Genomic DNA, 22,184 nt, shown 5'->3' with positions numbered 1-22,184 from the left:
TTGCCTGCTGCTTCTGCGCGGCAAAAACCTTGAACCGCCACCGGGTAGATCCAGTCGGAATTTAACGACGCCTGCAACCCCACGGTTGCCCAGCGCAGCCGCCAGGCGCCTCGCTGAACCACCTCGACCACCGATTGGAGGACAGAATGAAAGTCAGCGATATCATGACCCGCGGCGTGCAGACCATCACGCCCTCACAGACCATCCACGAAGCGGCCGCGATGATGGCGCGCATCGACTGCGGCGCTCTGCTGGTCAATCAGGACGATCGCCTGGTCGGCATGATCACCGACCGCGATATCACCACCCGTGCGGTGGCCACCGGCATGCCGGGCGAAACGCTGGTCTCCGAGGTAATGAGTGGCGACATTCATTATTGCTTCGAGGACGAAGACGTCGAGCATGTGGCCCGCAACATGGGCGAGAACCTGGTACGACGGCTGCCCGTGCTCAGCCGCGACAAGCGTCTGGTCGGCGTGATCTCACTGGGCAATATCGCACAGGGTGGCGACAACGACGCGAGCATCGCTTTGCTGCGCCGCGTCACCGGGGCCCACTGAGCCATGCCGATACAGGCGACACGCAAGCAGGCGTTGCGCGTTCGGCCTGCCCGCTTGCCGGGTCTGTCGCCTGGTGTGACACGCTGTGGTGACTGCCCATGAGCCGCATTCATATCGGGATTTCCGGCTGGCGTTACGCGCCCTGGCGAGGTGACTTCTACCCGGAGGGGCTGCGCCAGCGCGAGGAGCTCGAATTCGCCTCGCGTGCCGTCAACAGCATCGAAATCAATGGTTCGTTCTACGCCCTGCAAACGCCCGAGCGCTATGCCGGCTGGGCCAGCGAAACGCCGGACGGCTTTCGTTTCGCGGTGAAGGCGCCGCGCTACATCACCCACGTGCGCCGCCTGAAAGACGTCGCCACGCCAATTGCCAATTTCTTCGCCTCCGGCCCACTGCAACTGGGCGACAGGCTTGGCCCGATTCTCTGGCAATTCCCGCCCAGCATGCCCTTCGATGAGCAGCGCTTCGGCGAATTTCTCGCCCTGCTCCCGCACGATACGGAGCAGGCCATGCGCTGCGCCCGCGCGGCCGATCGGCACACCGGGGATGACGCCCCGATGCAGCCCAAACAGCGCCTGCGCCATGCCGTGGAAATCCGCCACGAGAGCTTTCGCGACCCGGCCTTCATCGCCTTGCTGCGCAAGCACAAGGTCGCGCTGGTGTTCGCCGACAGCGGTGGCAAGTGGCCGTATGCCGAGGACCTGACCAGCGACTTCGTCTACCTGCGCCTGCATGGCAACGGCAAGCTCTACGAGAGCGGCTACGACGCCAAGGCGCTGGAACACTGGCATCAGCGCATCGCCACCTGGAGCCGCGGCAAACAGCCTGGCGACGCCCAGCTGATCGATTCCCACAAGCCGCGAGCACGCGCCTCGCGCGACGTTTACTGCTACTTCGACAACGACCTTAAGGTCCGCGCGCCCTACGACGCCTATTCGCTTTTAGAGAAGTTCGACCTGGCCAAGGCGCTACCCAACGCGCCGGGCCGGTCGCCAGGAGCAGTATCATGACGACTCACCAACCGGCACCAACGGAATTGGCCGGCGCGGTCCACTCGCTGAAGATTCTCACGGTCAACACCCACAAGGGATTCACGGCGCTGAACCGGCGCTTCATCTTGCCGGAGCTGCGCGATGCCGTGCGCACCCTGTCGGCGGACATGGTGTTCCTGCAGGAGGTGCATGGCACCCACGAGCACCATGCCAAGCGTTACGAGGACTGGCCGCCGACCCCGCAATACGAATTTCTCGCCGACAGCATGTGGCCGCAGTTCGCCTACGGGCGCAACGCCGTCTATCCCCACGGCGACCACGGCAATGCGCTGCTCTCGAAATTCCCCATTCTGCGTCACGAGAATCTGGACATCTCCATCGGCACCCAGGAACAGCGCGGTTTGCTGCACACCGTGCTGGATGTGCCAGGGCATGCCGAGGTGCATGCCTTCTGTGTGCACCTAGGGCTGCGTGAGATCCACCGCAAGCAGCAACTCGGCCTGCTCTGCAAGGTGCTCGACCGCCTGCCCGCCGATGCCCCGGTGATCGTCGCCGGCGACTTCAATGACTGGCGCCAGCGCGCCGATGGGCTACTGGCCGCAAGCGGCCTGCGGGAGGCCTTCGTCAGCGAACACGGCAAGCCGGCCAGAAGCTTTCCGGCCCGGTGGCCACTGCTCTGTCTGGACCGCATCTATGTGCGCAATGCAACCACTCACAACCCGCAGGTGCTCTCGACCCGCCCCTGGTCGCACCTGTCGGATCATGCACCGTTGGCTGTGGAGATACGGCTATGAAGTACGACTGGCGTGATGGCAATCAGGTCGATCTGCTGATCAACGGCGAGGATTTCTTTCCCGCCGTGTTCGAGAGCATCCGCAACGCACAACGTGAAGTGCTGCTGGAAACGTTCATCATCTTCGAAGACAAGGTCGGCATCGAACTGCAGCAGGCGCTGATCAGCGCCGCGCGCAATGGCGCCCGCGTGGAAATCACCGTGGACGGTTACGGCACCGCCGACCTGTCGCAGCAATACATCGCCGCGCTGGCCGAGGCCGGGGTGCGCGTGCATATGTTCGACCCCGGTAAACGCCTGCTGGGCATGCGCACCAACCTGTTCCGCCGTCTGCATCGCAAGATCGTGGTGGTCGACAGTGAGGTTGCCTACATCGGCGGCATCAATTACGGGGTCGACCACCTGATGGAATATGGCCCGATGGCCAAGCAGGACTACGCGGTAAGGGTGCGCGGCCCGATAGTCGCCGACCTGCACGCGGCCAGCGAGCGGTTGCTCGAAGCCCGCGATGACCGTGATATCGCCCTGCGCCGCACCAACCAGCCGAGCAATCATCGCCACTCAGGCGACAGCCGTATGCTGATGACCATTCGCGACAATGGCGATGACACCAACACCATCGAACAGCACTACCTGGACGCGATCCGTAAGGCCCAGCACCGCCTGGTAGTGGCCAATGCGTATTTCTTCCCGGGTTATCGCCTGCTGCGCGAACTGCGCAACGCGGCGCGCCGTGGCGTCAATGTCACGCTGATCCTGCAGGGCCAGCCGGATATGCCGCTGGTGCGCCTGTGCTCGCGGCTGACCTACAACTACCTGTTGCGCGATGGCGTGACCATTTATGAGTACTGCCAGCGCCCCCTGCACGGCAAGGTCGCGCTGGCCGATCACCAGTGGTCGACGGTGGGCTCCAGCAACCTGGACCCGCTGAGCCTGTCGCTGAACCTGGAAGCCAACGTGATTATCCGTGACCCGGCGCTCAACCGCCGCCTGTATGACCATTTGATGGAACTGGCGACCTCCAGTTGCAAGTCGGTGCCGCTCAAGCGGGTGATGCGCGGTTACTGGTGGCGCGCGCCGCTGATCTTCATGTGCTTCCATTTCCTGCGGCACTTCCCGGCGATTGCCGGCTGGTTCCCTGCCCACTCGCCGCGGCTCAAATTGCTGCAGCCAAAAGTCGAGGCCCCGCAATGCGGCAACCTGCAGGTAGATCAGGAGAAGATGTCGTGAGCAAAGCCGATGACAAACAAGGCAAACCTGCATGGCGCTGGGCCAAGCGCCTGCTGACCCTGTGCTTTTTCGTTCTGGTGCCAGCGCTGCTGTTCATGCTGATCAAGAACCTCGACTGGCAGGAAGTCAGCCAGGCGCTGCGCAGCTACAGCACCTCCACCCTGCTCGCGGCAGTGGGCGTGGCAGCCCTGAGCTACGCGGTGTATTCGAGCTTCGATCTGATCGGCCGCGCCTACACCCAGCACGGCCTGCCAACCCGGCAAGTGCTGCCGTTGACGTTCGTGTGCTACGCGTTCACCCTCAACCTCAGTTCCTGGGTTGGCGGCGTGGCGCTGCGCTACCGCCTGTATTCGCGCCTGGGCCTGAAGGTATCGACCATCACCCGGGTGCTGAGCATGAGCCTGATCACCAACTGGCTGGGCTACATCCTGCTGGCCGGCGTGCTCTTCACCTTCGGGCTGCTGAAACTGCCGGAAGGTTGGGCCATCGGCGCTACCGGGCTGCGCATCATCGGCCTGGTGCTGCTGGCGGTGGGCTTCGGCTACCTGATCGCCTGCCAGTTTTCCAAGCGCCGCTCCTGGACCATCCGCGGCCACGAGTTGACCCTGCCTGCGCTCCCCATGGCGCTGCTTCAGGCCGGCCTGGGCGCCCTGAACTGGTCGCTGATGGCACTGATCATCTACCTGCTGTTGCCAGAAGAGGCCTTCTACCCGACCATTCTCGGCATCCTGATGATCAGCAGCATCGCCGGGGTGATCACCCATATACCGGCCGGGCTGGGCGTCATCGAGGCGGTGTTCATCGCCATGCTGCAGCACGAGATGTCGAAGGGCAGCATCGTCGCTGCGCTCATCGGCTACCGGGCGATTTACTTCCTGCTGCCCCTGGCGGTCGCCTGCGTGGTGTACCTGGTGCTGGAAAAACGCGCCAAGAAGCTGCGTCAGCATGGCCCGGGAGAAACCCGAGAGGAGGCTGCAGGTTCGGCCTGAACCGGTAGGCACGACGTGCGGCCCTATCCGGATGAGCGTTGATCCGGGTCAAGGGCCGTCACGCCCAGCGCGCTAGCCTGGTTCCGTAGCCACTCAGGAGTGCGCGACATGGCCAGGAAATTCCCCCTGCACCCGACCAGGCCCGAGCGTATCTGCTGGGGTTGCGACCGGTATTGCGCTGCGGATTCCCTCGCATGCGGCAACGGCGCAGGGCGCACGCAGCACCCCAGCGAAATGCTCGGTGACGACTGGTACCTGCAGGGCGACTGGGGCATCGAACCGCCGCCAGCGGAGCACAAGCCCAAACGCCAGGAAGCCTAGCGCTGCGCCAGCGGCAACAATGCCTCGATCAGCGCTGGCGATGCGCGATACAACGGCACATGCCCACGCAACAGCAACTGCGCGGTTCGCCGGTACGCGGCGCTGTCGACCTGCAGCCCGCCGTCATACTCACGGGCTACCACCGTCGTGGCGAGGATGCCCGCCGGGTTCTCGATAGCCACTTCGATATCGGTGAATGCCGCACACGGCGCAGCCAGACCTTCAGCGACCTGCCAGGCCACCGAGCCTGGAATCAGGGCCGCCGCCGCCAGGCAGCAACCGCCAGACACCGCCATGGAGGCATGCACTGCCTGCGGGGTGAAATACCGCACGGCGATATTGCCGGCGCCCGCAGGTGGTCCGACGATGCACACCTTGGGCTGGGTTTCGCTGCGCGCCAGTTCGTCTGCCGTCATCAGCTCACCATCGCGACGGCGTAGTTTCATGCGCAGCCCAGCTTCGACCCACAGGTGGCGCAGTTCGGCCATGAAGGCATGATCATGTTGGAGTTCGCCTAGCGGCTCGCGGGCTGTCTTGCCGAAGTCGCTGGCCAGGGCGATGACCATCGGCACCGCTACATCGACGCAGGACACTGCACGCCCGTCGATGTGCTCGACCACCTGCCCGGTTGGCAGCAACTGCCCGGTCTTGGCACCCACCGGCTCATGCAGGAACAGGTCGACCGCTGGAAAATCGCCATCGACGCCGGGGATCGACGCACAGGCCAGCGCGCCGTCGGCGGTGCACCCCAAACGCCCGGTGCTGATCACCCCGGTATTACTGTTGCGAATGCTGACGTCGAGAGGCTCGCCCGCCGCCACACTGACCAGCCCGACATCCAGCGCCCACAGCGGCAAGGCGCTGGACAGGTTGCCGCAATTGACGCTCCAGTCGATGGTCGCGTGATCCCCGGCCAACTGCGCCAGGGTGCTGACCAGCCGGCCAGCGCCTGCGTGCGTTTCCCAATCGGCGAAGAACACCTTGTTGCTGGTCGGCGTGCCGCGCCCAAGGCCGGTGATCTGCCGATTGCCCGGGTGCGTGCCGTGCAACGGCACGCCCATGAGATGACGCAGCAACTCGTCGCGCAGCGCAGGCTCGCTCGGTGCGAACCGTTCCCAGAGCACCAGGCCGGTGGAGGTACCACCGCGCATGTGATGCACCGGAAACTCGATCAATCCGGCACGCAGGCGCGGCCGGAACTCGGCAGATTGCAACATCGACAGGTTCTCGGGCTTGAGTGAGCCCCCATCATAACGGCATCCGCGGTAACGCTCGACCGCCGAGGCCGTTACACAGGCGCCGCATCAGTGTGCCTGCCCTGCCCGTCCAGCCAGTGCACGTGGCTGATCTCGAAGCGCCTGGAGAACCTCATCGGGAAACAGTTGCGCACGGGTTTCTCGTCGATTACCGGCGCCTGGTAGTCCACCTGGCGGCACAGCACACGCAGGCAGGTCCGCATGATGTCGATGGTCAGCCACTCGCCCGCGCAGCGGTGACCGGTGTGGTGATCACCGCCACCCTGGCTGATCAGCGTATAGGCATCGAGCTGCATGGTCTCGAAGCGCGCGGGATTGAAGCGGTCCGGCTCTGGCCACAGTTGTGGGTCGCGGTTGCTGCCGTACAGATCGAGCAGCACCCGTGCGCCACGCTTGAACTGCAGGCCACGCCACTCGAAATCGTTGACCACCCGGGCAGCCGTGAACGGAAAGAAGGCGTACAACCGCCTTACTTCCTGTACGAACGGCAACAGCCCCTGATCACCCGATTGCAACGAGTCGCGCCACTGCGGATGGCGCGCCAGTTCCACCATCGCGTACAGCACGAAATAGGCGACGGCGACGATGGGCCGCAAAACGTTGAGCAACTCCACGGCTGCGACCCGCGGGGCCAGCAGCTCGCCGTTTTCGCGGTAGGCCGCGATCTTCGCCGCCGCGCCATCGGCCGGTAGCAGCGTACCCCCGGCGCGGCGCTGCGCCTCGATCAACGCTGCGCCCCAGCGCTCGGCCTGCCGGCGCGCGCGACGGCCACGCAAGTGCTCCAGGCCGGCGCTGCCGGCGCCTTCGATCAGCGCCACCAGTTGCGCCTGGTGCCGGGCCGACAAATGCGCCGCGGGCACCCCCGCCCAGCGGTTCACCGCCCGGTAGAGAACGCCCTGCAGCTCGCTCAGCGCGTCCACCGATTCGGCGGCCACCCAGGCGTCCAGCGTACCGAGCAGCTCCTGCTCGACGCCAGCGGCCAGCCTTGCGGCCGACTCGCGGGTCAGCAACTCGATAAACAGCGCCTTGCGGCCATGGTGCGCGGTCCCGTCCAGCCCCTGTATCGCACCCGCGCCGAACAGGGTTTTGACCAGCATGCGCGGCGCCGCATCGACGCGGCTCAAGTTGGGGGTCTCGTAAAACATCGCCGCGGCGGCGTGGCCCTGCAGGCAATAGGTACGTTGCAGCAGGATGCGGCTCTGAAACACCGGGCTGTGCAAGCGGCGGCAGCGGTTGCCGATGAAGTCGTAACCCTCGCGGAGCAAGGCAAGAGAACTGTCGAAACGGGATGCGCGTGGCACAGGCATGAATGAGGGCTCCGTAATCGTCCAATGTTCTTTTATGGACTGAAGCCAGGCGCGCGAAGTTGAAGGTGATTGGAGACCGGCCATCGCCCGAAAGGCCCGTTGCAGAGCCGTTTCGCTTGACAGGTTGGGCTACTGGAGCGGCGTTGCAGCCGGGTCGAACCTACTGGCGCAGGCGGCACCTCGACTGCCGTGGGCAAATGCGGCGGCTCGCTGGACAGGCACCCTACCAGACACCACGCAACGCCTGCAGCGCCACTTCGATCTGCGCCTCGGGCACCGCCGCGAAACCCAGCACCAGGCCGGCGCGCTCATCCGGCGGCGTCTCGCCGTCCGGTAGCCATTGGATGCTCAGCGGGTTGATCTCGACGCCCCCAATGGCGGCCCTGGCAATCAGCTCACGCTCGCGCGCCAGGCTGTCGCAGCGCACGCTCAGGTGCAGGCCGGCCTGCACGCTGGGCAACGGCTGGCAACCCGGCAGCGCCTCGGGCCAGCCGGCGAGCAAGGCATCGCGACGTGTACGGGCAGCGTTACGCATGCGGCGGATATGCCGCTGAAAATGCCCGCCGGCGATAAAGTCGGCCATCACCGCCTGGGTACCGATTTCCGAGTGGCGGATATCCACCGCACGGCGCCGTGCGAACCCGCGGGCAAGGCAGGCTGGCAACACCAGATACCCCAGGCGCAGGCCGGGAAAGGCGATCTTCGAGAAGGTGCCGACGTAAAGCACGCGCTGCCCGCGGTCCAGCGCAGCCAGCGGCGCCAGTGGCGTGCCGCTGTAGCGGTACTCGCCGTCGTAATCGTCCTCGATGATCCACGCCTCGTTGCGCTCGGCCCAGTCGAGTAGCGCCAGGCGCCTGGGCAGCGACAGCGTCACCCCGGTCGGGTACTGGTGCGAAGGTGTGACGTAAGCCAGCCTGCAGGCCGCCAATCGTTCCAGCGCGCCCACATCCAGGCCGTCGCCGTCGACAGCGATGCCGCGCAGCTGCGCGCCGGCAATCGAAAAGGCATGGGCCGCGGCGCGATAGCCAGGGTCCTCGACGGCTACCGTATCGCCTGGCTCGATCAATAGCTGCGCACACAGGCTGATGGCCTGCTGCGACCCACAGGTCACCACGATCTGCGCAGGATCGCACTGCAAACCACGGCTGCTGCGCAGGTAGGCCGCGATCAATTCGCGCAGTTGCGCGTCGCCCGCCGGGTCACCGTAGCCCAGGCGCGCCGGTGACGGCCTGCGCCAGAAACGTGCCGACAGGCGCGCCCAGGTTTCGAAGGGAAACAGATCGAAGGCCGGCACCCCTACCCGAAATGCACGAGGCGGGCCGGGCAAGGGCGGCGGCAGGTGATGCTCGGCAAGCAGTTGCAACGCGCTGCTGGTCGCAGCGCCAGGCGCTTGGGCGGTCTGCGCCTGCGGGTTGGCAGTAATGTCGGCCACGTAGGTGCCATCGCCAACACGCCCCTGCACGTAGCCCTCGGCATACAACTGATCGAGCGCGCGATTCACGGTATTGCGCGAAATGCCGAGGCGCTCGGCCAGTTGCCGACTGGCAGGTAGCCGCGTGCCGCCTGGCAGGCGTCCATCGAGCACGCGCTCACGCAAGGCCTGGTAGAGCTGCCGCGCCAGGCCCTGGCCTGGCTGCAGGGAAAGACCCGAGAGATCGACTGGTAGAAGCGCGTTCGTCACGCTGAATTGGCCTTATGAAAGTCATTGGAAATGGATCTTACAACAGACCAATAGCAGTTCTAGCATAGGCCGGAACTCTCAGGGAAAACCCGCCATGTACGTGCCCTCCGCTTTCCGCCAGAACGACATTGCCCAGTTGCACCGGGAAATCGGTGACTGCCGCCTCGCCACGCTAGTCAGCCAAGGCGAGAACGGCCTGCTGGCCAGCCACCTGCCGTTGCTGCTGCGCCCCGAGGAGGGTCCGTGCGGCACGTTGTACGGGCACCTGGCACGGGCCAACCCGCATGGGCAGTTGTTGGCCGAAGGCGGTGAAGCGCTGGTGATTTTCAACAGCGCAGACGCCTACGTGAGCCCCTCGTGGTACGCGGCCAAGGCCGAGCACGGCAAAGTGGTGCCAACCTGGAATTACATCGCCGTGCACGCGTATGGTCGCGCCGAGGTCTTCGACGACGCCGAACGCTTGCGGGCGCTGCTCGGCGAGCTGACCAATCGCCACGAACAGCCGCGCCCACTGCCCTGGACCCTCGACGACGCCCCACGCGACTACATCGACGGCATGTTGCGCGCCATCGTCGGCTTCGCCCTGCCCATCGAGCGCCTGGAGGGCAAATGGAAGCTTGGCCAGAACCGCAGCGAGGCGGATCGCCAGGGCGTGCGCAATGGCCTCGACAGCAGCACCGACCGACGCGACCGCGCCCTGGCGCAGCGCATGAATGACTGACAACCGGAGACTCACCGTGCAAATACGCGCCGTAACCGCTGATGATCACGCTGCCTGGTGGCCCCTCTGGCAGCGCTACCTGCACTTTTACGCCACAGACATACCCGCCGCGACCAGTGACCTGACCTGGCGGCGTTTCCTCGCAAGCGACGAGCCGATGCACGCCGCGCTTGCCTGGCATGACGGGCAAGCCGTCGGCCTGGTGCACTGGATTTTCCACCGCTCCTGCTGGACGAGCGGTGACTACTGCTACCTGCAGGACCTGTTCGTCGATGAGCGGGTGCGTGGCGCTGGCGTCGGGCGCCAGTTGATCGAACATGTCTACGCCCAGGCCAGCCTCGCCGGCGCCTCACGCGTGCACTGGCTGACCCACGAGAGCAACACCACCGCCATGCAGCTGTACGACCGGATCGCCGAGCGCCCCGGCTTCGTGCAATACCGCCATAAACTGTGAACAGGAGCCAGAGCATGACCGACAACACACTGCTCGACTGGACACCCGCCTCGCCACCGCCGCGTGCCACGCGGGAGGGCCGCTACGTGCGACTGGAGCCATTGGATCTCGCGTCTCACGGCGACGATCTCTGGCATGCGCTGCAAGGCCCGTGCAGCGATCCAGCCCTGTGGGACTACCTGCCCTACGGCCCGTTTGCCCAACGCGGCGCCTTCGATGCCTGGCTGGCAGCCAACCAGGCCAGCAGCGATCCGCTGTTCTTTTGCGTGATCGACAAAGCCGCGCAACGCGCCGTGGGGCTGCTCAGTTTCCTGCGGATCGCCACCCAGGATGGTTGCATCGAGATCGGTCACATCGCCTTCGGCCGCGTAATGCAACGCTCGCCGGCCTCCACCGAGGCTATCTGGCTGCTGATGAGCCTGGCCATGGATGGCCTCGGCAACCGGCGTCTGGAATGGAAGTGCAATGCACTCAATCAGCGTTCGCGGCACGCGGCCCGACGACTGGGCTTCACCCAGGAAGGAGTGTTTCGCCAGCATGCGGTGATCAAGGGGCAGAACCGCGACACCGCCTGGTTCTCGATCATCGACAGCGAATGGGCGCAGCGCCGCGATGCGCTACAGCGCTGGCTGGCGCCCGACAACTTCGACGCCGAGGGCCGCCAGCGCCAGCGCCTGGAAGCACTGCGCCAACCCCGCCAGTAGGTTCGCGAGGCAAGTTCGGTGGCGCTGCTGCTAGCAGGCCGCGGGCACGCCTTCAGAGCGGCGCCCCCAGCCAGGCCGATGCCAGCAACAGCAGCGCCATGGCCTGGTTGAACCAAGTCATGGCGCGCACCGAGGTGAACAGCCGCGCTGCGCCGCGCCCGAGCAGAGCCCAGCAACCCAGACACGGCAGCGAAATGGCCAGAAATACCGCCGCCAGCACGCTCACCCGCATCGCCTGCCCGGGGCCGGGCGCGGCGAACACGCTGACCACCGCCAGGGCCATCATCCAGGTCTTGGGGTTGATAAGCTGCAGCGCTGCACCCGCCAGCAGCCCGAGTCTTTTCTCGCCGGCCTGTACCGCCGAATCGTCCAGCGCAGCGGGCGGACTGCTGAAGATCCGCCACGCCAGGTAGCTGAGCCAGAGCACGCCGAACCAGGCCATTGCCCATTGCAGACGTGGGTTCCGTTGCAGTAGCTCACCCAGGCCGAGCCCCACCGCCACGACGATTGCCGCGGCACCAAGGCAGGCGCCCAGCACCAGCGGCAGGGTCGCGGCAACCCCATAGCGGGCACTGCTGCCCAGCACCAGCACATTGGTGGGCCCCGGGGTGATGGACGCGACGAAGGCGAACAACATGAACGGCAACAACTGACTCATCAACAGGCTCCACGACAGTCCGAGGGCTGATGATCGCGGGCGCCGACTCAGGCGTCTGGAAGGTTTGAGCAACGGCGCTGGTAATGGGCCGGAGTGATCCCATAAGCGCGGCGAAACCAGCGCCCCAGGTGGCTCTGGTCGGCAAACCCGAGAAGGGCCGCCACCTGCACCGGCGGCTCGCCGCGTGCCAGCAGATGCCGCGCCCGCGCCAGACGCAATTGCACCAGGTAGGCATGTGGGGCAAGGCCGAAGGCAGCCTTGAAGGCGCGGCTCAGGCGAAAGCGATCGACGCCACAGGCCGCGGCCAAGTCGTCGAGGCCGATATCGCGCGTGTGCTGGTCATGCAGGAAGTCGCGGGCGCGTTGCGCCATCAAAGGCAGGCGCGGGTCCGGGTCGAGCCGCCGGCGCCAGTGCAGTTGCTCGGTGAGGCGCACCAGCAGGCCATCGAGCGTGCTCTGCCTGACCATGCGCATCTCCTGGCGATGCAGGGCGCCGAAGGCCGCGGACACTGCCGCCAGCAGGCGGGGCTCGCTGGCCAGGGTCGCATTGAAACCTGGCAGGCAGTCGGCAGGCGCCTCTTCGAACAGGCTGCGCAGCTCGCGCTCGAACCACTGGCTGTCCAGGTAGAGCATGGAATAGGTGAATCCTTCCGGCTCCGGAGCATGGCCATCATGCAACTCGCCGGGCTCGAGCAGAAACACCTGGCCGGCGAGGCTGCTGTTCAGTTGCCTGCGGCAATTGAATTGCTGCACGCCCTGCTCGGTGAACCCGACCAGGTAGGCGTCGTGCCAGTGGGGATCGTAGGCATGCCCGCGAAAATGTGCGCGAATGGTCTCGATACCGGTGTCTTCGTCCTGGGCCAGGTCGACCCAACTCTGCGCGCTCATGCGTGCTCCAGCGCCAAGGGTTGCCAGGCATCCATGCTAACCGACCGCTGCGTGGCATTCTGGAACTTTTGTGCAGCCCATGGCCGCGCTGCCGCTTCATCGAGGCGAGGAGCAAAGCGCCAGGCAGATGCATTACCCAGAATGTCGCACGTCAATCACCCGGGTAATGGCGCCCGTGCGTCAGCGGGCGCGCGCCATGCAGCGCTGGTGACGACTGTCGACGCGTTCAGCGAACCAGGCGGTGGTCAGGCGCCGGGTGATCTTCGGGCTCTTCAGGACGATGCCCGGCAATACGGCTCTGGGCAGCGGCTTGCCTTCAACCTCGTCGGCCAGGGCGAACACCCGCTCATACAGCCGGCTCGACTCGAAATCCAGGCTATCGCCCTCCTCCAGCCCTCGGCGAATCGCCCGCTCGCTGAGGTTCAGGCGCTCGCCAAGCGAGCGAACAGCCAACTCGGTGGCACCGGCCCTGCTGCTGCCATGAATGATCAGGTCGCCGTCCAGCGCCAGCGGAATGCCCGATGCGGTGCTCACCGCATGCTGGAACGCAGCATTGCGGCTGGCGTACCAGCCGGCATTGAAATCGGCGAAACGGTACAGCGGCTTCGGGTAATTGGCCGGGTAACCGAGCAGGTGGGCAATGCCGAAATACATGCCGCCGCGGCGGCTGAACACTTCACGGCGGATCGAGCCATCGGGCGGATACGGATAGTCGTCGGCATTGGCCTGGGCGAAGGCGATGCTGACCTGCATCGGCCCACCGGTGCGCACCGGATTGAGCGTGCCGAACAGCTGGCGACCCAGGGGCACCATGCCGGTGAAGTCATCGAAGATAGCGCTGAGCTGTTTCTCCGTGCGCACGCCGTTCAGGCGTTGCTGGTAGGTCTTTCCGGTCGGTGACTCGATGTTCAGGGCAGCATTCACCATGAAGCGCGGAATGTGGAGGCTCGCGGCACGGCGGTCGATCTCGGCCCGGGCGATCTTTGCCAGCCCCGGCACCTGCGGGTCGGCATTGAAGGTCGATTCCTGTTCGGTCACGGCCAGTACCGCGCAGATGTTTTCGGTGGTCGGGGCAATCCCCTGCGCCGCGAATGCCGCGTAGATATCAGTTGCCCAGCCCTCGCGATCACGGGTATTGGCGGGCAGCAAGCGGACTATCTCCGCTCGCACTTCAGCAGGTTTCGGCGCTGGCACCTGCGACTGGGTGGCGCAACCGGCCAACAGCAGGGTGAACAGCGCGGCGGCGGTACGCAACAAGCATGGCTTCACCAAACGCTCCTTGAGGGACAGGGTTGCAGCTCAGACCACGGCAGCGCCCAAGCGTCCGCGAATTTTTGCGGCCTGTGCCTGCCTCGCCGCGCGTTCGTCGCAGCAGGGGCGAATCGAACCGAGTGGCAAACGAAGCGGTCTATCGCTGACGAAGGCCTGGAAGGCCAGGTCTGCGGACGAGGGGCGCGTTTCGCTCCGGGATAGACGTGAGCAAGGGAGATCCACTCATGGTTACCCACTACAAGATCGACGGTCATTTAGCCTGCGGCACCCATGGCGAGAAACTCGCTGCCAGCAAGGAACTGAACCAGGTGAAATGCCGCAATTGCCGCAATACCGAGGTGTACAAGCAGGCGCGCAGAAACAGCAGAAACACCGCTCGACGAACAGCTCGCGCAGCAAAAACCGCCCAGCCGCGCAGCGACTGGCGTACTGCCTGGCAGCAACGCCTTACCGAGCTGCCGGGCTGCAGTCGTCTACCGCGCGGTTTTGCCGCGCAGCCTTTCGTCTGAGTATCGGCACAGGTACACATAAGCCGTCACCTGTGCGATAGCGACTGAGCACCCCCTGGGTGGCCCGGACATCGCGGGCCACCTCACTCGTTTCAGTGCGGCTTGATCACCAGCGTGCCAAGTGGCGGCAGATCCAGCACCAGCGATTGTGGCTGGCCGTGGCTGGCCACCGCTTCAGCCACCAGGCCACCCTGGCTACCGGCGTTGGAGCCGGCATAGCGCTCGGCGTCACTGTTCAACAGCACGTGCCAGGCACCCTCCCTGGGCACACCGACGCGGTAGTCGTTGCGCGGCTCGGGCGTAAAGTTGTGCACCACCAGCAGCGGTGCACCGGTCTCGTCCTGACGCAGCCATGCGTACACGCTGTTGCCGGCATCGTCGCCAATCAGCCAGGCAAAACCTTCCGGCTGGCCGTCCAGGCGATGCAGCGCCGGCTCGTGACGGTACAGGCCGTTGAGATCACTGACCAGTTGCTGCACCCCCTTGTGCTCGCCATAACGCAGCAGGTACCAGTCCAGTTCATGGTCGTGGTTCCACTCGCGCCACTGACCGAATTCGCAGCCCATGAACAACAGCTTCTTGCCCGGGTGGCTCCACATGAAACTCAGGTACAGGCGCAGGTTCGCGAACTTCTGCCAGCGATCACCGGGCATCTTGTCGAGCAGCGAGCGTTTGCCGTGCACCACTTCGTCGTGGGATATCGGCAGCACGAAATGTTCGGAAAATGCATACAGCAGCCCAAAGGTCAGCTGATGGTGATGATGCTGGCGATGCAGCGGGTCTTCGGCAACGTATTTGAGGCTGTCGTGCATCCAGCCCATGTTCCACTTGTAGGCAAAGCCCAGGCCGCCTTCCTGGGTAGGCCGGCTGACCCCTGGCCAGGCGGTGGACTCTTCGGCGATCACCAGCGCACCGGGCACCTCCTGGGTGACTACGTCGTTGAGGTGGCGCAGGAAATCGATGCTCTCCAGGTTCTCGCGCCCGCCGTGGCGGTTGGGGATCCATTCGCCGTCCTTGCGCGAGTAGTCGCGGTAAAGCATCGAAGCCACCGCATCCACACGCAGGCCATCTATATGGTAGGCGCGCAGCCAGTGCAGCGCCGACGCGAGCATGAAGCCATGCACCTCGTTACGGCCGAGGTTGTAGATGTAGGTATCCCAGTCCTGGTGGAAGCCTTCGAACGGGTGCGCATATTCGTACAGCGCGGTGCCGTCGAACTGGCCGAGGCCATGGGCATCGGTGGGAAAATGCGCGGGTACCCAGTCGAGAATCACACCAATGCCGGCCTGGTGACAGGCATCGACGAAGGCCGCGAAATCCGCCGGGCTGCCATAACGGGACGTGGGCGCGAATTGCGACAGCAACTGGTAGCCCCACGACCCCCCAAAGGGGTGCTCCATGATCGGCATCAGCTCGATATGGGTGAAGCCGAGTTGCTGGACATAGGGAATCAGCTGCTCGCCAAGCTCTTTCCAGCTCAGCACCCGGCTCTCTTCGCCCGCCTCGTGACGCCAGGAACCGGCGTGCACCTCGTAGATCGACATGGGCGCCTGGTAACCCTGCTGCGCCTGGCGACGCTGCATCCAGTCCTCATCGTGCCAGGCGAACTGCAGCGGCGCGGACACCACCGAGCCGGTGGCCGGCGGCAGCTCGGTGGCCAGCGCCATGGGGTCGGCCTTGAGCGGCAAGATGCCGTCGCGGCCGAGAATCTCGTATTTGTACACCTCGCCAGCGCCGAGGCGCGGGATGAACAGCTCCCAGACGCCGCTTGGCTGGCGCAGGCGCATCGGGTGCCGACGGCCGTCCCAGCCGTTGAAGCCACCGACTACCGAGACGCGCCGCGCGTTGGGCGCCCACACCGAAAAACGCACGCCCTGCACGCCTTCGTGAGTGACCAACTGAGCACCGAGGCTCTTGCCGAGCTCGCGGTGGTTGCCCTCGGCGAACAGGTAGAGGTCCATCTCGCCAAGCAGTTGCCCGAATGCGTATGGGTCCTCGGTTTCCTGAACACCGGAACTCCAGTGGATGCGGTAACGGTAGGGAATCGGCTGTTCGACACGAATGCTGAACAGGCCCGGCACGCTGGAATGCTCCAGAGCACCAACGACCTCGCCGGTTACCGCCTGAATCAGCTCGACACCCAGGGCGCCTGGCAAGTAGGCGCGAATCGTTACGCCGTGAGCCTGCGCATGCGGGCCCAGAATCGCGAACGGGTCGCCGTGCTCGGCCCTGATCAGGGCCTCGATGGCGGTACGCTCGACACCTGCGACCTGGCGATCGGTTTCTCCATTGCTCATCGTTTACCGCTCCCCAACAAATAGGTGGTCAGCTCTATCAACCCTTGAACCGGAACCTCCAGCCAATCGGGTCGATAGCGCGCTTCATAAAGAATCTCGTAGGCCGCTTTCTCGATACAGAACAGCGCCAATGCAGCCACTTCACCTTCCCGGTCGTGCCAGGCATGCGGCAAATCGGCGGCGGCCAGGCGATAGGCTTCGTTGAACGCCGTGCGCGCCTGGCTGCGATAAAGTCCGGCGATGGTCTGCCGGGCGTTTTCCGCTTCGCTGGAAACATCGGCACTCTGCGCATTGCGCATGGCCATCGCCGCGGCATAGTCGAAAGAACGCAGCATGCCGGCAACGTCCTTGAGTGGACTATAGAACGCCCTGCGCTCGTCCAGCGTGCGCGTCGGCTCACCTTCGAAGTCGATCAGGTAGGCATCGCCCTGGACCACCAGCACCTGGCCCAGGTGCAGGTCGCCATGAACACGCATGCGAATGCCACCCGCCGAACGCTTGGCCAGGTCGTCCACCAGGGCGATGATCTGTTCGTGGCGGGCAGCCAGCCAATCGGCCTGGTTGGCCGCCTCGCTCGGCATATGCCCGCGGCCCTCGGCAATCACGGTCAAGGCTTCGTGGACCTGAGCCGCGATGTTCTTCGACCACTCTGCCACATCGGCCTCGGTGGTTTCGTGATAACCGAAATCCGGGTTGTCGCTGGCCTGCCCCAGTGCCACGTGCATTTCGCCGAGCCGGCGGCCCAGCAGCCCGGCAAAGGTTTCCAGTTCGGCCAGTGCGGTGTACTGGTTTTCCTGCTGCGAAAGGCCGCCGGCCAGCTCATCGCGGATCGCTCGTTCAAGGTTGTTCTGAGTCCACTGCCAGGCATCGCCCTGATTATTCAGGAAGCCCTGCAGGATCATCAGCGTATGTGGCACGCCCTGCTCGTCCACCCGGCGCACTTCACCCAGCAAGGGGGCGATGTGCTCGAAGCCTGCAGCGGTCAGGTATCCGCCAACCTCCGATTCGGGGTGGATGCCGGGTAAGACCCGCCGCACCAGTTTGAGCACTGCCTGGTCGCCAATGATCGCCGAGCTGTTGGACTGCTCCGCGGAAATCAGCCGGATATCGGCGTCGACGAGATCGCCCAGCGCGGCCAGGCTCGGCGTCGGCACGAACTGGATCTCGCTGCCCTGCCAGGCCATTACGCTGCGTTGCTGCAAATCACGCATTACCTGACGCACGAAACCGTCGAGCGTGAAGCCGTCGGTGAGCAGGCCCACCTGCCGACCACGGCGCAAGCGCGCCAGGGCCAATTGCTGGGGCACGCTGCTACCGGCCTCGTGCTCACCGACGAATCCCAGCGGAACCTGATAATGCTCGCGGGTACCACCGGCGCGGCTGACCTCAACTTCGCCGAGCACGAACAAATCATCGCCCCGACCAAAGGGAATTGCATAGAGCATGCGCACTTCGCGCAGGTCTTCAGCCTGCCCGGAAAACCAGCGACGCTTGGGCAGGTAGGCAGGCAACGACTCCTGCTCGAGCAGGCCGCGCGCCGGTGGCTGCAACAGCTCGCTCAGTTCTTTCTTGATCACCAGAGTGGTCAGCTCCGGCATACGGTCGACCGGTGGTACGTGCCAGCTGGGCATTTGCGCCTCCTCGGCGAGCAGAAACCAGTAAAAGCCATACGGCGGCAGGGTCAGCAGGTAGTTCAGTTGGCCAATCGGTGGGAACGACGAACCGCCGACCATTTCCACCGGCACCTTGCCCTCGTGCGCGGACAGTTCCAGCTCGACCGCCTGGGCGGAACGCGACAGGTTGGCCACGCAGAGGATCAGTTCCGGGTTGCCATCGGCATCGGTGGCTTCGCGCACATAGGCCAGCACGCGGCGATTGCTCGGTCGGAGCATCTTCAGCGTGCCGCGCCCGAAGGCCCGATGCTGCTTGCGGATGGTCAGCATGCGCCGCGTCCAGTTGAGCAGCGAATGCGGATCGCGCGACTGGGTTTCCACGTTGATGCTCTGGTAGCCGTAGAGCGGATCCATCACCGGCGGCAACACCAGGCTGGCCGGATCGGCACGCGAGAAGCCGCCGTTGCGGTCCGGCGACCACTGCATGGGCGTGCGCACGCCGTCGCGGTCACCGAGAAATATGTTGTCGCCCATGCCGATCTCGTCGCCGTAATACAGCGTCGGGGTGCCCGGCATGGAAAGCAGCAGGCTATTGAGCAACTCGATGCGCCGCCGGTCTCGTTCGACCAGCGGCGCCAGGCGACGACGGATGCCCAGATTGATGCGCGCGCGTCGATCGGCGGCGTAGTAGTTCCACAGGTAATCGCGCTCGTGGTCGGTGACCATTTCCAGGGTCAGCTCATCGTGGTTGCGCAGGAAGATCGCCCACTGGCAGTTATCCGGAATTTCCGGGGTCTGGCGCAGGATGTCGGTGATCGGAAAGCGGTCTTCCTGGGCGATGGCCATGTACATGCGCGGCATCAGCGGAAAATGGAAGGCCATATGGCATTCGTCACCGGGGCCGCCGTCCTGGCCACCGAAATACAGCTGGGTGTCCTCGGGCCACTGGTTGGCTTCGGCCAGCAGCATGCGATCGGGGTACTTGGCGTCCAGCTCGGCGCGAATCTTCTTCAGCACCTCGTGGGTTTCCGGCAGGTTCTCGTTGTTGGTGCCGTCGCGCTCGATCAGGTACGGAATGGCATCCAGTCGCAAACCGTCGACGCCCATGTCCAGCCAGAAACGCATGACCCCCAGCACTTCCTTGAGCACCTGCGGATTATCGAAATTCAAATCCGGCTGGTGCGAATAGAAGCGGTGCCAATAATACTGGCCGGCTTCGGCGTCCCAGCTCCAGTTGGATTTCTCGGTGTCGAGAAAGATGATCCGCGTGCCGTCGTATTTGCCATCGTCATCGGACCACACGTAATAGTCACGCGCCTTGCTGCCGGGCTTGGCGGCCCGCGCGCGCTTGAACCAGGGATGCTGGTCGGAGGTGTGATTGATCACCAGTTCGGTGATGACCCGCAGGCCACGCTGGTGCGCTTCGGCGATGAAACGACGGGCATCGGCCATGGTCCCGTAATCCGGGTGGACATCCCGGTACTCGGAGATGTCGTAACCGTCGTCACGCCGAGGCGAGGGATAGAATGGCAGCAGCCACAGGGTATTGACGCCCAGGTCGGCAATGTAGTCGAGCTTGTCGATCAGCCCCGCGAAATCCCCGATGCCATCGTTGTTGGCATCGAAGAAGGATTTCACGTGCACCTGGTAGATGATCGCGTCCTTGTACCACTGCGGGTCATCGAGAAAGGTGCCGCGCCGGGCCTTGGCTTTGCGTGCCATCGCGTAACTCCCTCAGCTCGCCACGCGAATGCGCCAGATGCCGAACGGCTGGTGCCAGGGTTCGATGCGCATCCATTGCACCTTGCCATGCCACTGCCAGGTATGGCCGGTCATCAGATCCTCGCCTTCGGTGGTGGCGTCGTCGTCCAGCCCCAGCTCCCACAGCGGCAACTCGAAATGGGCCTCCTGGGCGTTGTGCGGATCGAGGCTCACGGCCACCAGAATGAAGTTCTCGCGGTCGGCGGTGCGCTTGCCGAAGTACAGGATGTTGTCGTTCCAGCAGGTATAGGCCTGGAAGCCCAGGTGCGTCTGCAAGGCCGGGTTGAGGCGGCGGATACGGTTGAGCTGGGCGATCTCGGCGACGATGTTGCCCGGCGCCTGGTAATCGCGCGGACGAATCTCGTACTTCTCCGAGTTCAGGTATTCCTCCTTGCCCGGCACCGGCAGCGACTCGCAGATCTCGAAGCCGGAATACATGCCCCACAGCCCCGACCCCATGGTCGCCAGCGCCGCGCGAATGAGGAACCCGGCCCGGCCGTTGTGGTGCAGGAAGTGCGGGTTGATGTCCGGCGTGTTGACGAAGAAGTTCGGCCGGTAGCAATCGCGCCACGGCGCCTCGTTGAGTTCCGTGAGGTAGCTCTCCAGCTCAGCCTTGGTGTTGCGCCAGGTGAAGTAGGTGTAGCTCTGGGTAAAGCCGAGTTTGCCCAGGCGCGCCATCATCGCCGGGCGGGTGAAGGCCTCGGCAAGGAACATCACCTGCGGGTGGGTTTTGCGGATATCGGCGATCAGCCATTCCCAGAACGGCAGCGGCTTGGTGTGCGGGTTGTCGACACGGAACTGGTAAACCCCCAGTTCGACCCAGCCGCGCACCACGTCACGCAACGCCAGCCACAGCTCGGGGATGGCGTCCTGGGCATAGAAATCGACGTTGACGATATCTTCGTATTTCTTCGGCGGGTTTTCCGCATGGCGAATGCTGCCGTCCGGGCGCCAGCTGAACCAGCCCGGATGCTGCTGCAACCAGGGGTGATCGGGTGAACACTGGATGGCGAAATCCAGGGCGATCTCCAGGTCATGCTCGCGGGCCGCCTCGACCAGGGCAATGAAATCTTCGCGGGTGCCAAGCTGCGGATGGATAGCGTCATGGCCGCCCTCGTGGCTGCCGATCGCGTAGGGGCTGCCTGGATCTTCCGGGCCGGCGCTCAGCGAATTGTTGCGGCCCTTGCGGTGCGTGGTGCCGATGGGATGGATGGGCGGGAAGTACAGGACATCGAACCCCATCGCCTGGATGCTCGGCAGCCGGCGAATGACGTCGCGCAGGGTGCCGTGGCGGCTCGGGTCATCGGTCTCCGAGCGCGGGAACAGCTCGTACCAGCTGGCGAAGCGCGCCAGCGGCCGCTCGACGTCGAGCAGGTAGACGGCGCTGCGGGTGCGGTGCGGATGCCCTTCGGCGCGACGCACCGCCGCCTGGGTGTCCGTTGCCAGCAGCAAGGCCACGCGCTCATCCAGGCTCTGCAGTTCGAGCAGTTCGTCGACCAGCGCCTGCAGGCCCGTGGCCAGATCACCCTCGGCGCGCTCGGCAGCCTGGCGCAGTAACGCTTCGCCTTCCTGCAGCTCGAGGTTGATGGTCACCCCGGCGGCGAATTTCTTCGACAGCTCGTAGCAGTAGCTGGCATAGATATCCCACCAGGCCTCGACGAGAAACTCCACTTCGCCAACCCGTTGCGGGGTGATCTGCGCCTGCCAGCGGTCGTTGCCGACAGACGCCAGCGGCTCGCGGTGCCAGTCCTGCGCACCGGCATCACGCCACAACACTTCACCGGCCAATTTGTCGTGACCATCGGCGAAAATCAGCGCGCTGACGGTGACCGGGTCACCGGCAATCGTCTTGGCCGCGAAACGGCCCTGCTCAACCTGCGGTTGCACCTCCTCGATAGCCAGGCGTGGAAGCTCGAGCGCCTGCTCGAGTGACAACTGACGATGGCTCAGACGGACGGGTTCTTGCAGATAGGGGGTTTGCAGATGAGCAGACGGCATCGAAACGGGCTCCTCACGCCTGGCAGGCGTATAAGCTGTTGCCCCATGGCCGATGCCATGGGCCGTACGCGACAGTGCGTACCTGAATGCGGAAGTGACGCGGTATCCGCGCACCTGCCGCCAGTGGGGTTATTGGGTGACCCGGCACTGACGAATCAGGGGCTGCATCGTTGCGGGGAAC

Annotated in this window: 19 protein-coding genes; 10 read left to right on the top strand and 9 right to left on the bottom strand. The window is 64.7% G+C overall.

Going from position 1 to position 22,184, the window contains the following annotated elements; translation table 11 throughout:
• Positions 1 to 146 precede the first annotated feature (146 nt).
• The 6 genes from ACZ0AV_RS22415 to ACZ0AV_RS22390 all read left to right on the top strand — a co-directional run bounded on the left by ACZ0AV_RS22415 (position 147) and on the right by ACZ0AV_RS22390 (position 4,885).
• Positions 147 to 560: a CBS domain-containing protein gene (locus tag ACZ0AV_RS22415; RefSeq protein WP_499153057.1), complete on the top strand. Its 414-nt coding sequence runs from the start codon at positions 147 to 149 to the stop codon at positions 558 to 560.
• A gap of 98 nt (positions 561 to 658) precedes the next feature.
• Positions 659 to 1,570 carry a DUF72 domain-containing protein gene (locus tag ACZ0AV_RS22410; RefSeq protein ID WP_499153056.1) on the top strand — a complete coding sequence of 304 codons (912 nt, stop codon included), beginning with the start codon at positions 659 to 661 and terminating at the stop codon, positions 1,568 to 1,570.
• A complete protein-coding gene (locus tag ACZ0AV_RS22405; RefSeq protein WP_499153055.1) occupies positions 1,567 to 2,346 on the top strand; it encodes an endonuclease/exonuclease/phosphatase family protein in 780 nt (259 codons plus the stop codon). Before ACZ0AV_RS22410 ends, ACZ0AV_RS22405 begins: the two co-directional genes overlap by 4 nt.
• Complete coding sequence (clsB, locus tag ACZ0AV_RS22400; protein ID WP_499153054.1) at positions 2,343 to 3,575, top strand: cardiolipin synthase ClsB; 1,233 nt, start codon at positions 2,343 to 2,345, stop codon at positions 3,573 to 3,575. The genes ACZ0AV_RS22405 and clsB overlap by 4 nt, the downstream gene beginning before the upstream one ends.
• Positions 3,536 to 4,564, top strand: coding sequence for a lysylphosphatidylglycerol synthase domain-containing protein (locus ACZ0AV_RS22395; protein ID WP_499153053.1), 1,029 nt, complete (start codon positions 3,536 to 3,538; stop codon positions 4,562 to 4,564). Before clsB ends, ACZ0AV_RS22395 begins: the two co-directional genes overlap by 40 nt.
• 108 nt (positions 4,565 to 4,672) lie before the next feature.
• The gene (locus ACZ0AV_RS22390; RefSeq protein ID WP_499153052.1) at positions 4,673 to 4,885 is read left to right on the top strand and encodes a DUF3079 domain-containing protein; all 213 of its coding nucleotides are present in this window, start codon (positions 4,673 to 4,675) and stop codon (positions 4,883 to 4,885) included.
• On the opposite strand, the gene ACZ0AV_RS22385 is transcribed toward ACZ0AV_RS22390, so the two are convergent.
• The 3 genes from ACZ0AV_RS22385 to pdxR all read right to left on the bottom strand — a co-directional run bounded on the left by ACZ0AV_RS22385 (position 4,882) and on the right by pdxR (position 9,129).
• Positions 4,882 to 6,102 carry a PrpF domain-containing protein gene (locus tag ACZ0AV_RS22385; RefSeq protein ID WP_499153051.1) on the bottom strand — a complete coding sequence of 407 codons (1,221 nt, stop codon included), beginning with the start codon at positions 6,100 to 6,102 and terminating at the stop codon, positions 4,882 to 4,884. The genes ACZ0AV_RS22390 and ACZ0AV_RS22385 overlap by 4 nt on opposite strands.
• Positions 6,103 to 6,173: 71 nt before the next feature.
• Entirely contained in the window at positions 6,174 to 7,448 is a 1,275-nt protein-coding gene (locus tag ACZ0AV_RS22380) for a cytochrome P450 (protein ID WP_499153050.1), read from the bottom strand.
• Between the two features lie 223 nt (positions 7,449 to 7,671).
• Positions 7,672 to 9,129, bottom strand: coding sequence for a MocR-like pyridoxine biosynthesis transcription factor PdxR (pdxR, locus tag ACZ0AV_RS22375; RefSeq protein WP_499153049.1), 1,458 nt, complete (start codon positions 9,127 to 9,129; stop codon positions 7,672 to 7,674).
• A 94-nt stretch (positions 9,130 to 9,223) separates the two neighbouring features.
• Here pdxR and ACZ0AV_RS22370 point away from each other — a divergent pair, with 94 nt between their 5' ends.
• From ACZ0AV_RS22370 to ACZ0AV_RS22360, 3 genes are read left to right on the top strand one after another with little or no spacing between them, the layout of a single operon-like run.
• The gene (locus tag ACZ0AV_RS22370; RefSeq protein WP_499153048.1) at positions 9,224 to 9,850 is read left to right on the top strand and encodes an FMN-binding negative transcriptional regulator; all 627 of its coding nucleotides are present in this window, start codon (positions 9,224 to 9,226) and stop codon (positions 9,848 to 9,850) included.
• The gene (locus ACZ0AV_RS22365) at positions 9,843 to 10,304 is read left to right on the top strand and encodes a GNAT family N-acetyltransferase (RefSeq protein ID WP_499153047.1); all 462 of its coding nucleotides are present in this window, start codon (positions 9,843 to 9,845) and stop codon (positions 10,302 to 10,304) included. The genes ACZ0AV_RS22370 and ACZ0AV_RS22365 overlap by 8 nt, the downstream gene beginning before the upstream one ends.
• Positions 10,305 to 10,318: 14 nt before the next feature.
• The gene (locus ACZ0AV_RS22360; RefSeq protein ID WP_499153046.1) at positions 10,319 to 11,008 is read left to right on the top strand and encodes a GNAT family N-acetyltransferase; all 690 of its coding nucleotides are present in this window, start codon (positions 10,319 to 10,321) and stop codon (positions 11,006 to 11,008) included.
• Between the two features lie 52 nt (positions 11,009 to 11,060).
• Here the strand turns inward: ACZ0AV_RS22360 and ACZ0AV_RS22355 are convergent, their stop codons facing one another.
• The 3 genes from ACZ0AV_RS22355 to ACZ0AV_RS22345 all read right to left on the bottom strand — a co-directional run bounded on the left by ACZ0AV_RS22355 (position 11,061) and on the right by ACZ0AV_RS22345 (position 13,822).
• Positions 11,061 to 11,666, bottom strand: coding sequence for a LysE family translocator (locus ACZ0AV_RS22355; RefSeq protein ID WP_499153045.1), 606 nt, complete (start codon positions 11,664 to 11,666; stop codon positions 11,061 to 11,063).
• 47 nt (positions 11,667 to 11,713) lie between these two features.
• The gene (locus ACZ0AV_RS22350; RefSeq protein ID WP_499153044.1) at positions 11,714 to 12,553 is read right to left on the bottom strand and encodes an AraC family transcriptional regulator; all 840 of its coding nucleotides are present in this window, start codon (positions 12,551 to 12,553) and stop codon (positions 11,714 to 11,716) included.
• 180 nt (positions 12,554 to 12,733) lie between these two features.
• On the bottom strand, positions 12,734 to 13,822 hold the full coding sequence (locus tag ACZ0AV_RS22345; protein ID WP_499153043.1) for a DUF1615 domain-containing protein: 1,089 nt from the start codon (positions 13,820 to 13,822) through the stop codon (positions 12,734 to 12,736).
• Between the two features lie 227 nt (positions 13,823 to 14,049).
• On the opposite strand from ACZ0AV_RS22345, the gene ACZ0AV_RS22340 reads away from it, so the two are divergent.
• Positions 14,050 to 14,334 (top strand): hypothetical protein, encoded by a 285-nt coding sequence (locus tag ACZ0AV_RS22340; RefSeq protein WP_499153042.1) that lies wholly within the window; start codon positions 14,050 to 14,052, stop codon positions 14,332 to 14,334.
• 92 nt (positions 14,335 to 14,426) lie between these two features.
• On the opposite strand, the gene glgB is transcribed toward ACZ0AV_RS22340, so the two are convergent.
• Genes glgB through ACZ0AV_RS22325 form a run of 3 tightly spaced genes read right to left on the bottom strand, consistent with a single transcriptional unit; the run spans position 14,427 to position 22,003 of the window.
• Positions 14,427 to 16,631 (bottom strand): 1,4-alpha-glucan branching protein GlgB, encoded by a 2,205-nt coding sequence (glgB, locus tag ACZ0AV_RS22335; RefSeq protein WP_499153041.1) that lies wholly within the window; start codon positions 16,629 to 16,631, stop codon positions 14,427 to 14,429.
• Positions 16,628 to 19,966, bottom strand: coding sequence for a maltose alpha-D-glucosyltransferase (gene treS / locus ACZ0AV_RS22330; protein WP_499153040.1), 3,339 nt, complete (start codon positions 19,964 to 19,966; stop codon positions 16,628 to 16,630). The genes glgB and treS overlap by 4 nt, the downstream gene beginning before the upstream one ends.
• A gap of 12 nt (positions 19,967 to 19,978) precedes the next feature.
• Positions 19,979 to 22,003, bottom strand: coding sequence for an alpha-1,4-glucan--maltose-1-phosphate maltosyltransferase (locus tag ACZ0AV_RS22325; protein ID WP_499153039.1), 2,025 nt, complete (start codon positions 22,001 to 22,003; stop codon positions 19,979 to 19,981).
• Positions 22,004 to 22,184: the final 181 nt, after the last annotated feature.

This window comes from Pseudomonas sp. AC532 (assembly GCF_979258965.1).
This window is presented reverse-complemented; position numbering and strand designations above follow the sequence as displayed.

Bases quoted from the DNA above. Each gene is read 5' to 3' on its own strand.
- ACZ0AV_RS22415 (WP_499153057.1), top strand. From the start codon at position 147: ATGAAAGTCAGCGATATCATGACCCGCGGCGTGCAGACCATCACGCCC.
- ACZ0AV_RS22410 (WP_499153056.1), top strand. From the start codon at position 659: ATGAGCCGCATTCATATCGGGATTTCCGGCTGGCGTTACGCGCCCTGG.
- ACZ0AV_RS22405 (WP_499153055.1), top strand. From the start codon at position 1,567: ATGACGACTCACCAACCGGCACCAACGGAATTGGCCGGCGCGGTCCAC.
- clsB (WP_499153054.1), top strand. From the start codon at position 2,343: ATGAAGTACGACTGGCGTGATGGCAATCAGGTCGATCTGCTGATCAAC.
- ACZ0AV_RS22395 (WP_499153053.1), top strand. From the start codon at position 3,536: ATGCGGCAACCTGCAGGTAGATCAGGAGAAGATGTCGTGAGCAAAGCC.
- ACZ0AV_RS22390 (WP_499153052.1), top strand. From the start codon at position 4,673: ATGGCCAGGAAATTCCCCCTGCACCCGACCAGGCCCGAGCGTATCTGC.
- ACZ0AV_RS22385 (WP_499153051.1), bottom strand. From the start codon at position 6,102: ATGTTGCAATCTGCCGAGTTCCGGCCGCGCCTGCGTGCCGGATTGATC.
- ACZ0AV_RS22380 (WP_499153050.1), bottom strand. From the start codon at position 7,448: ATGCCTGTGCCACGCGCATCCCGTTTCGACAGTTCTCTTGCCTTGCTC.
- ACZ0AV_RS22370 (WP_499153048.1), top strand. From the start codon at position 9,224: ATGTACGTGCCCTCCGCTTTCCGCCAGAACGACATTGCCCAGTTGCAC.
- ACZ0AV_RS22365 (WP_499153047.1), top strand. From the start codon at position 9,843: ATGACTGACAACCGGAGACTCACCGTGCAAATACGCGCCGTAACCGCT.
- ACZ0AV_RS22360 (WP_499153046.1), top strand. From the start codon at position 10,319: ATGACCGACAACACACTGCTCGACTGGACACCCGCCTCGCCACCGCCG.
- ACZ0AV_RS22355 (WP_499153045.1), bottom strand. From the start codon at position 11,666: ATGAGTCAGTTGTTGCCGTTCATGTTGTTCGCCTTCGTCGCGTCCATC.
- ACZ0AV_RS22350 (WP_499153044.1), bottom strand. From the start codon at position 12,553: ATGAGCGCGCAGAGTTGGGTCGACCTGGCCCAGGACGAAGACACCGGT.
- ACZ0AV_RS22340 (WP_499153042.1), top strand. From the start codon at position 14,050: ATGGTTACCCACTACAAGATCGACGGTCATTTAGCCTGCGGCACCCAT.
- glgB (WP_499153041.1), bottom strand. From the start codon at position 16,631: ATGAGCAATGGAGAAACCGATCGCCAGGTCGCAGGTGTCGAGCGTACC.
- treS (WP_499153040.1), bottom strand. From the start codon at position 19,966: ATGGCACGCAAAGCCAAGGCCCGGCGCGGCACCTTTCTCGATGACCCG.
- ACZ0AV_RS22325 (WP_499153039.1), bottom strand. From the start codon at position 22,003: ATGCCGTCTGCTCATCTGCAAACCCCCTATCTGCAAGAACCCGTCCGT.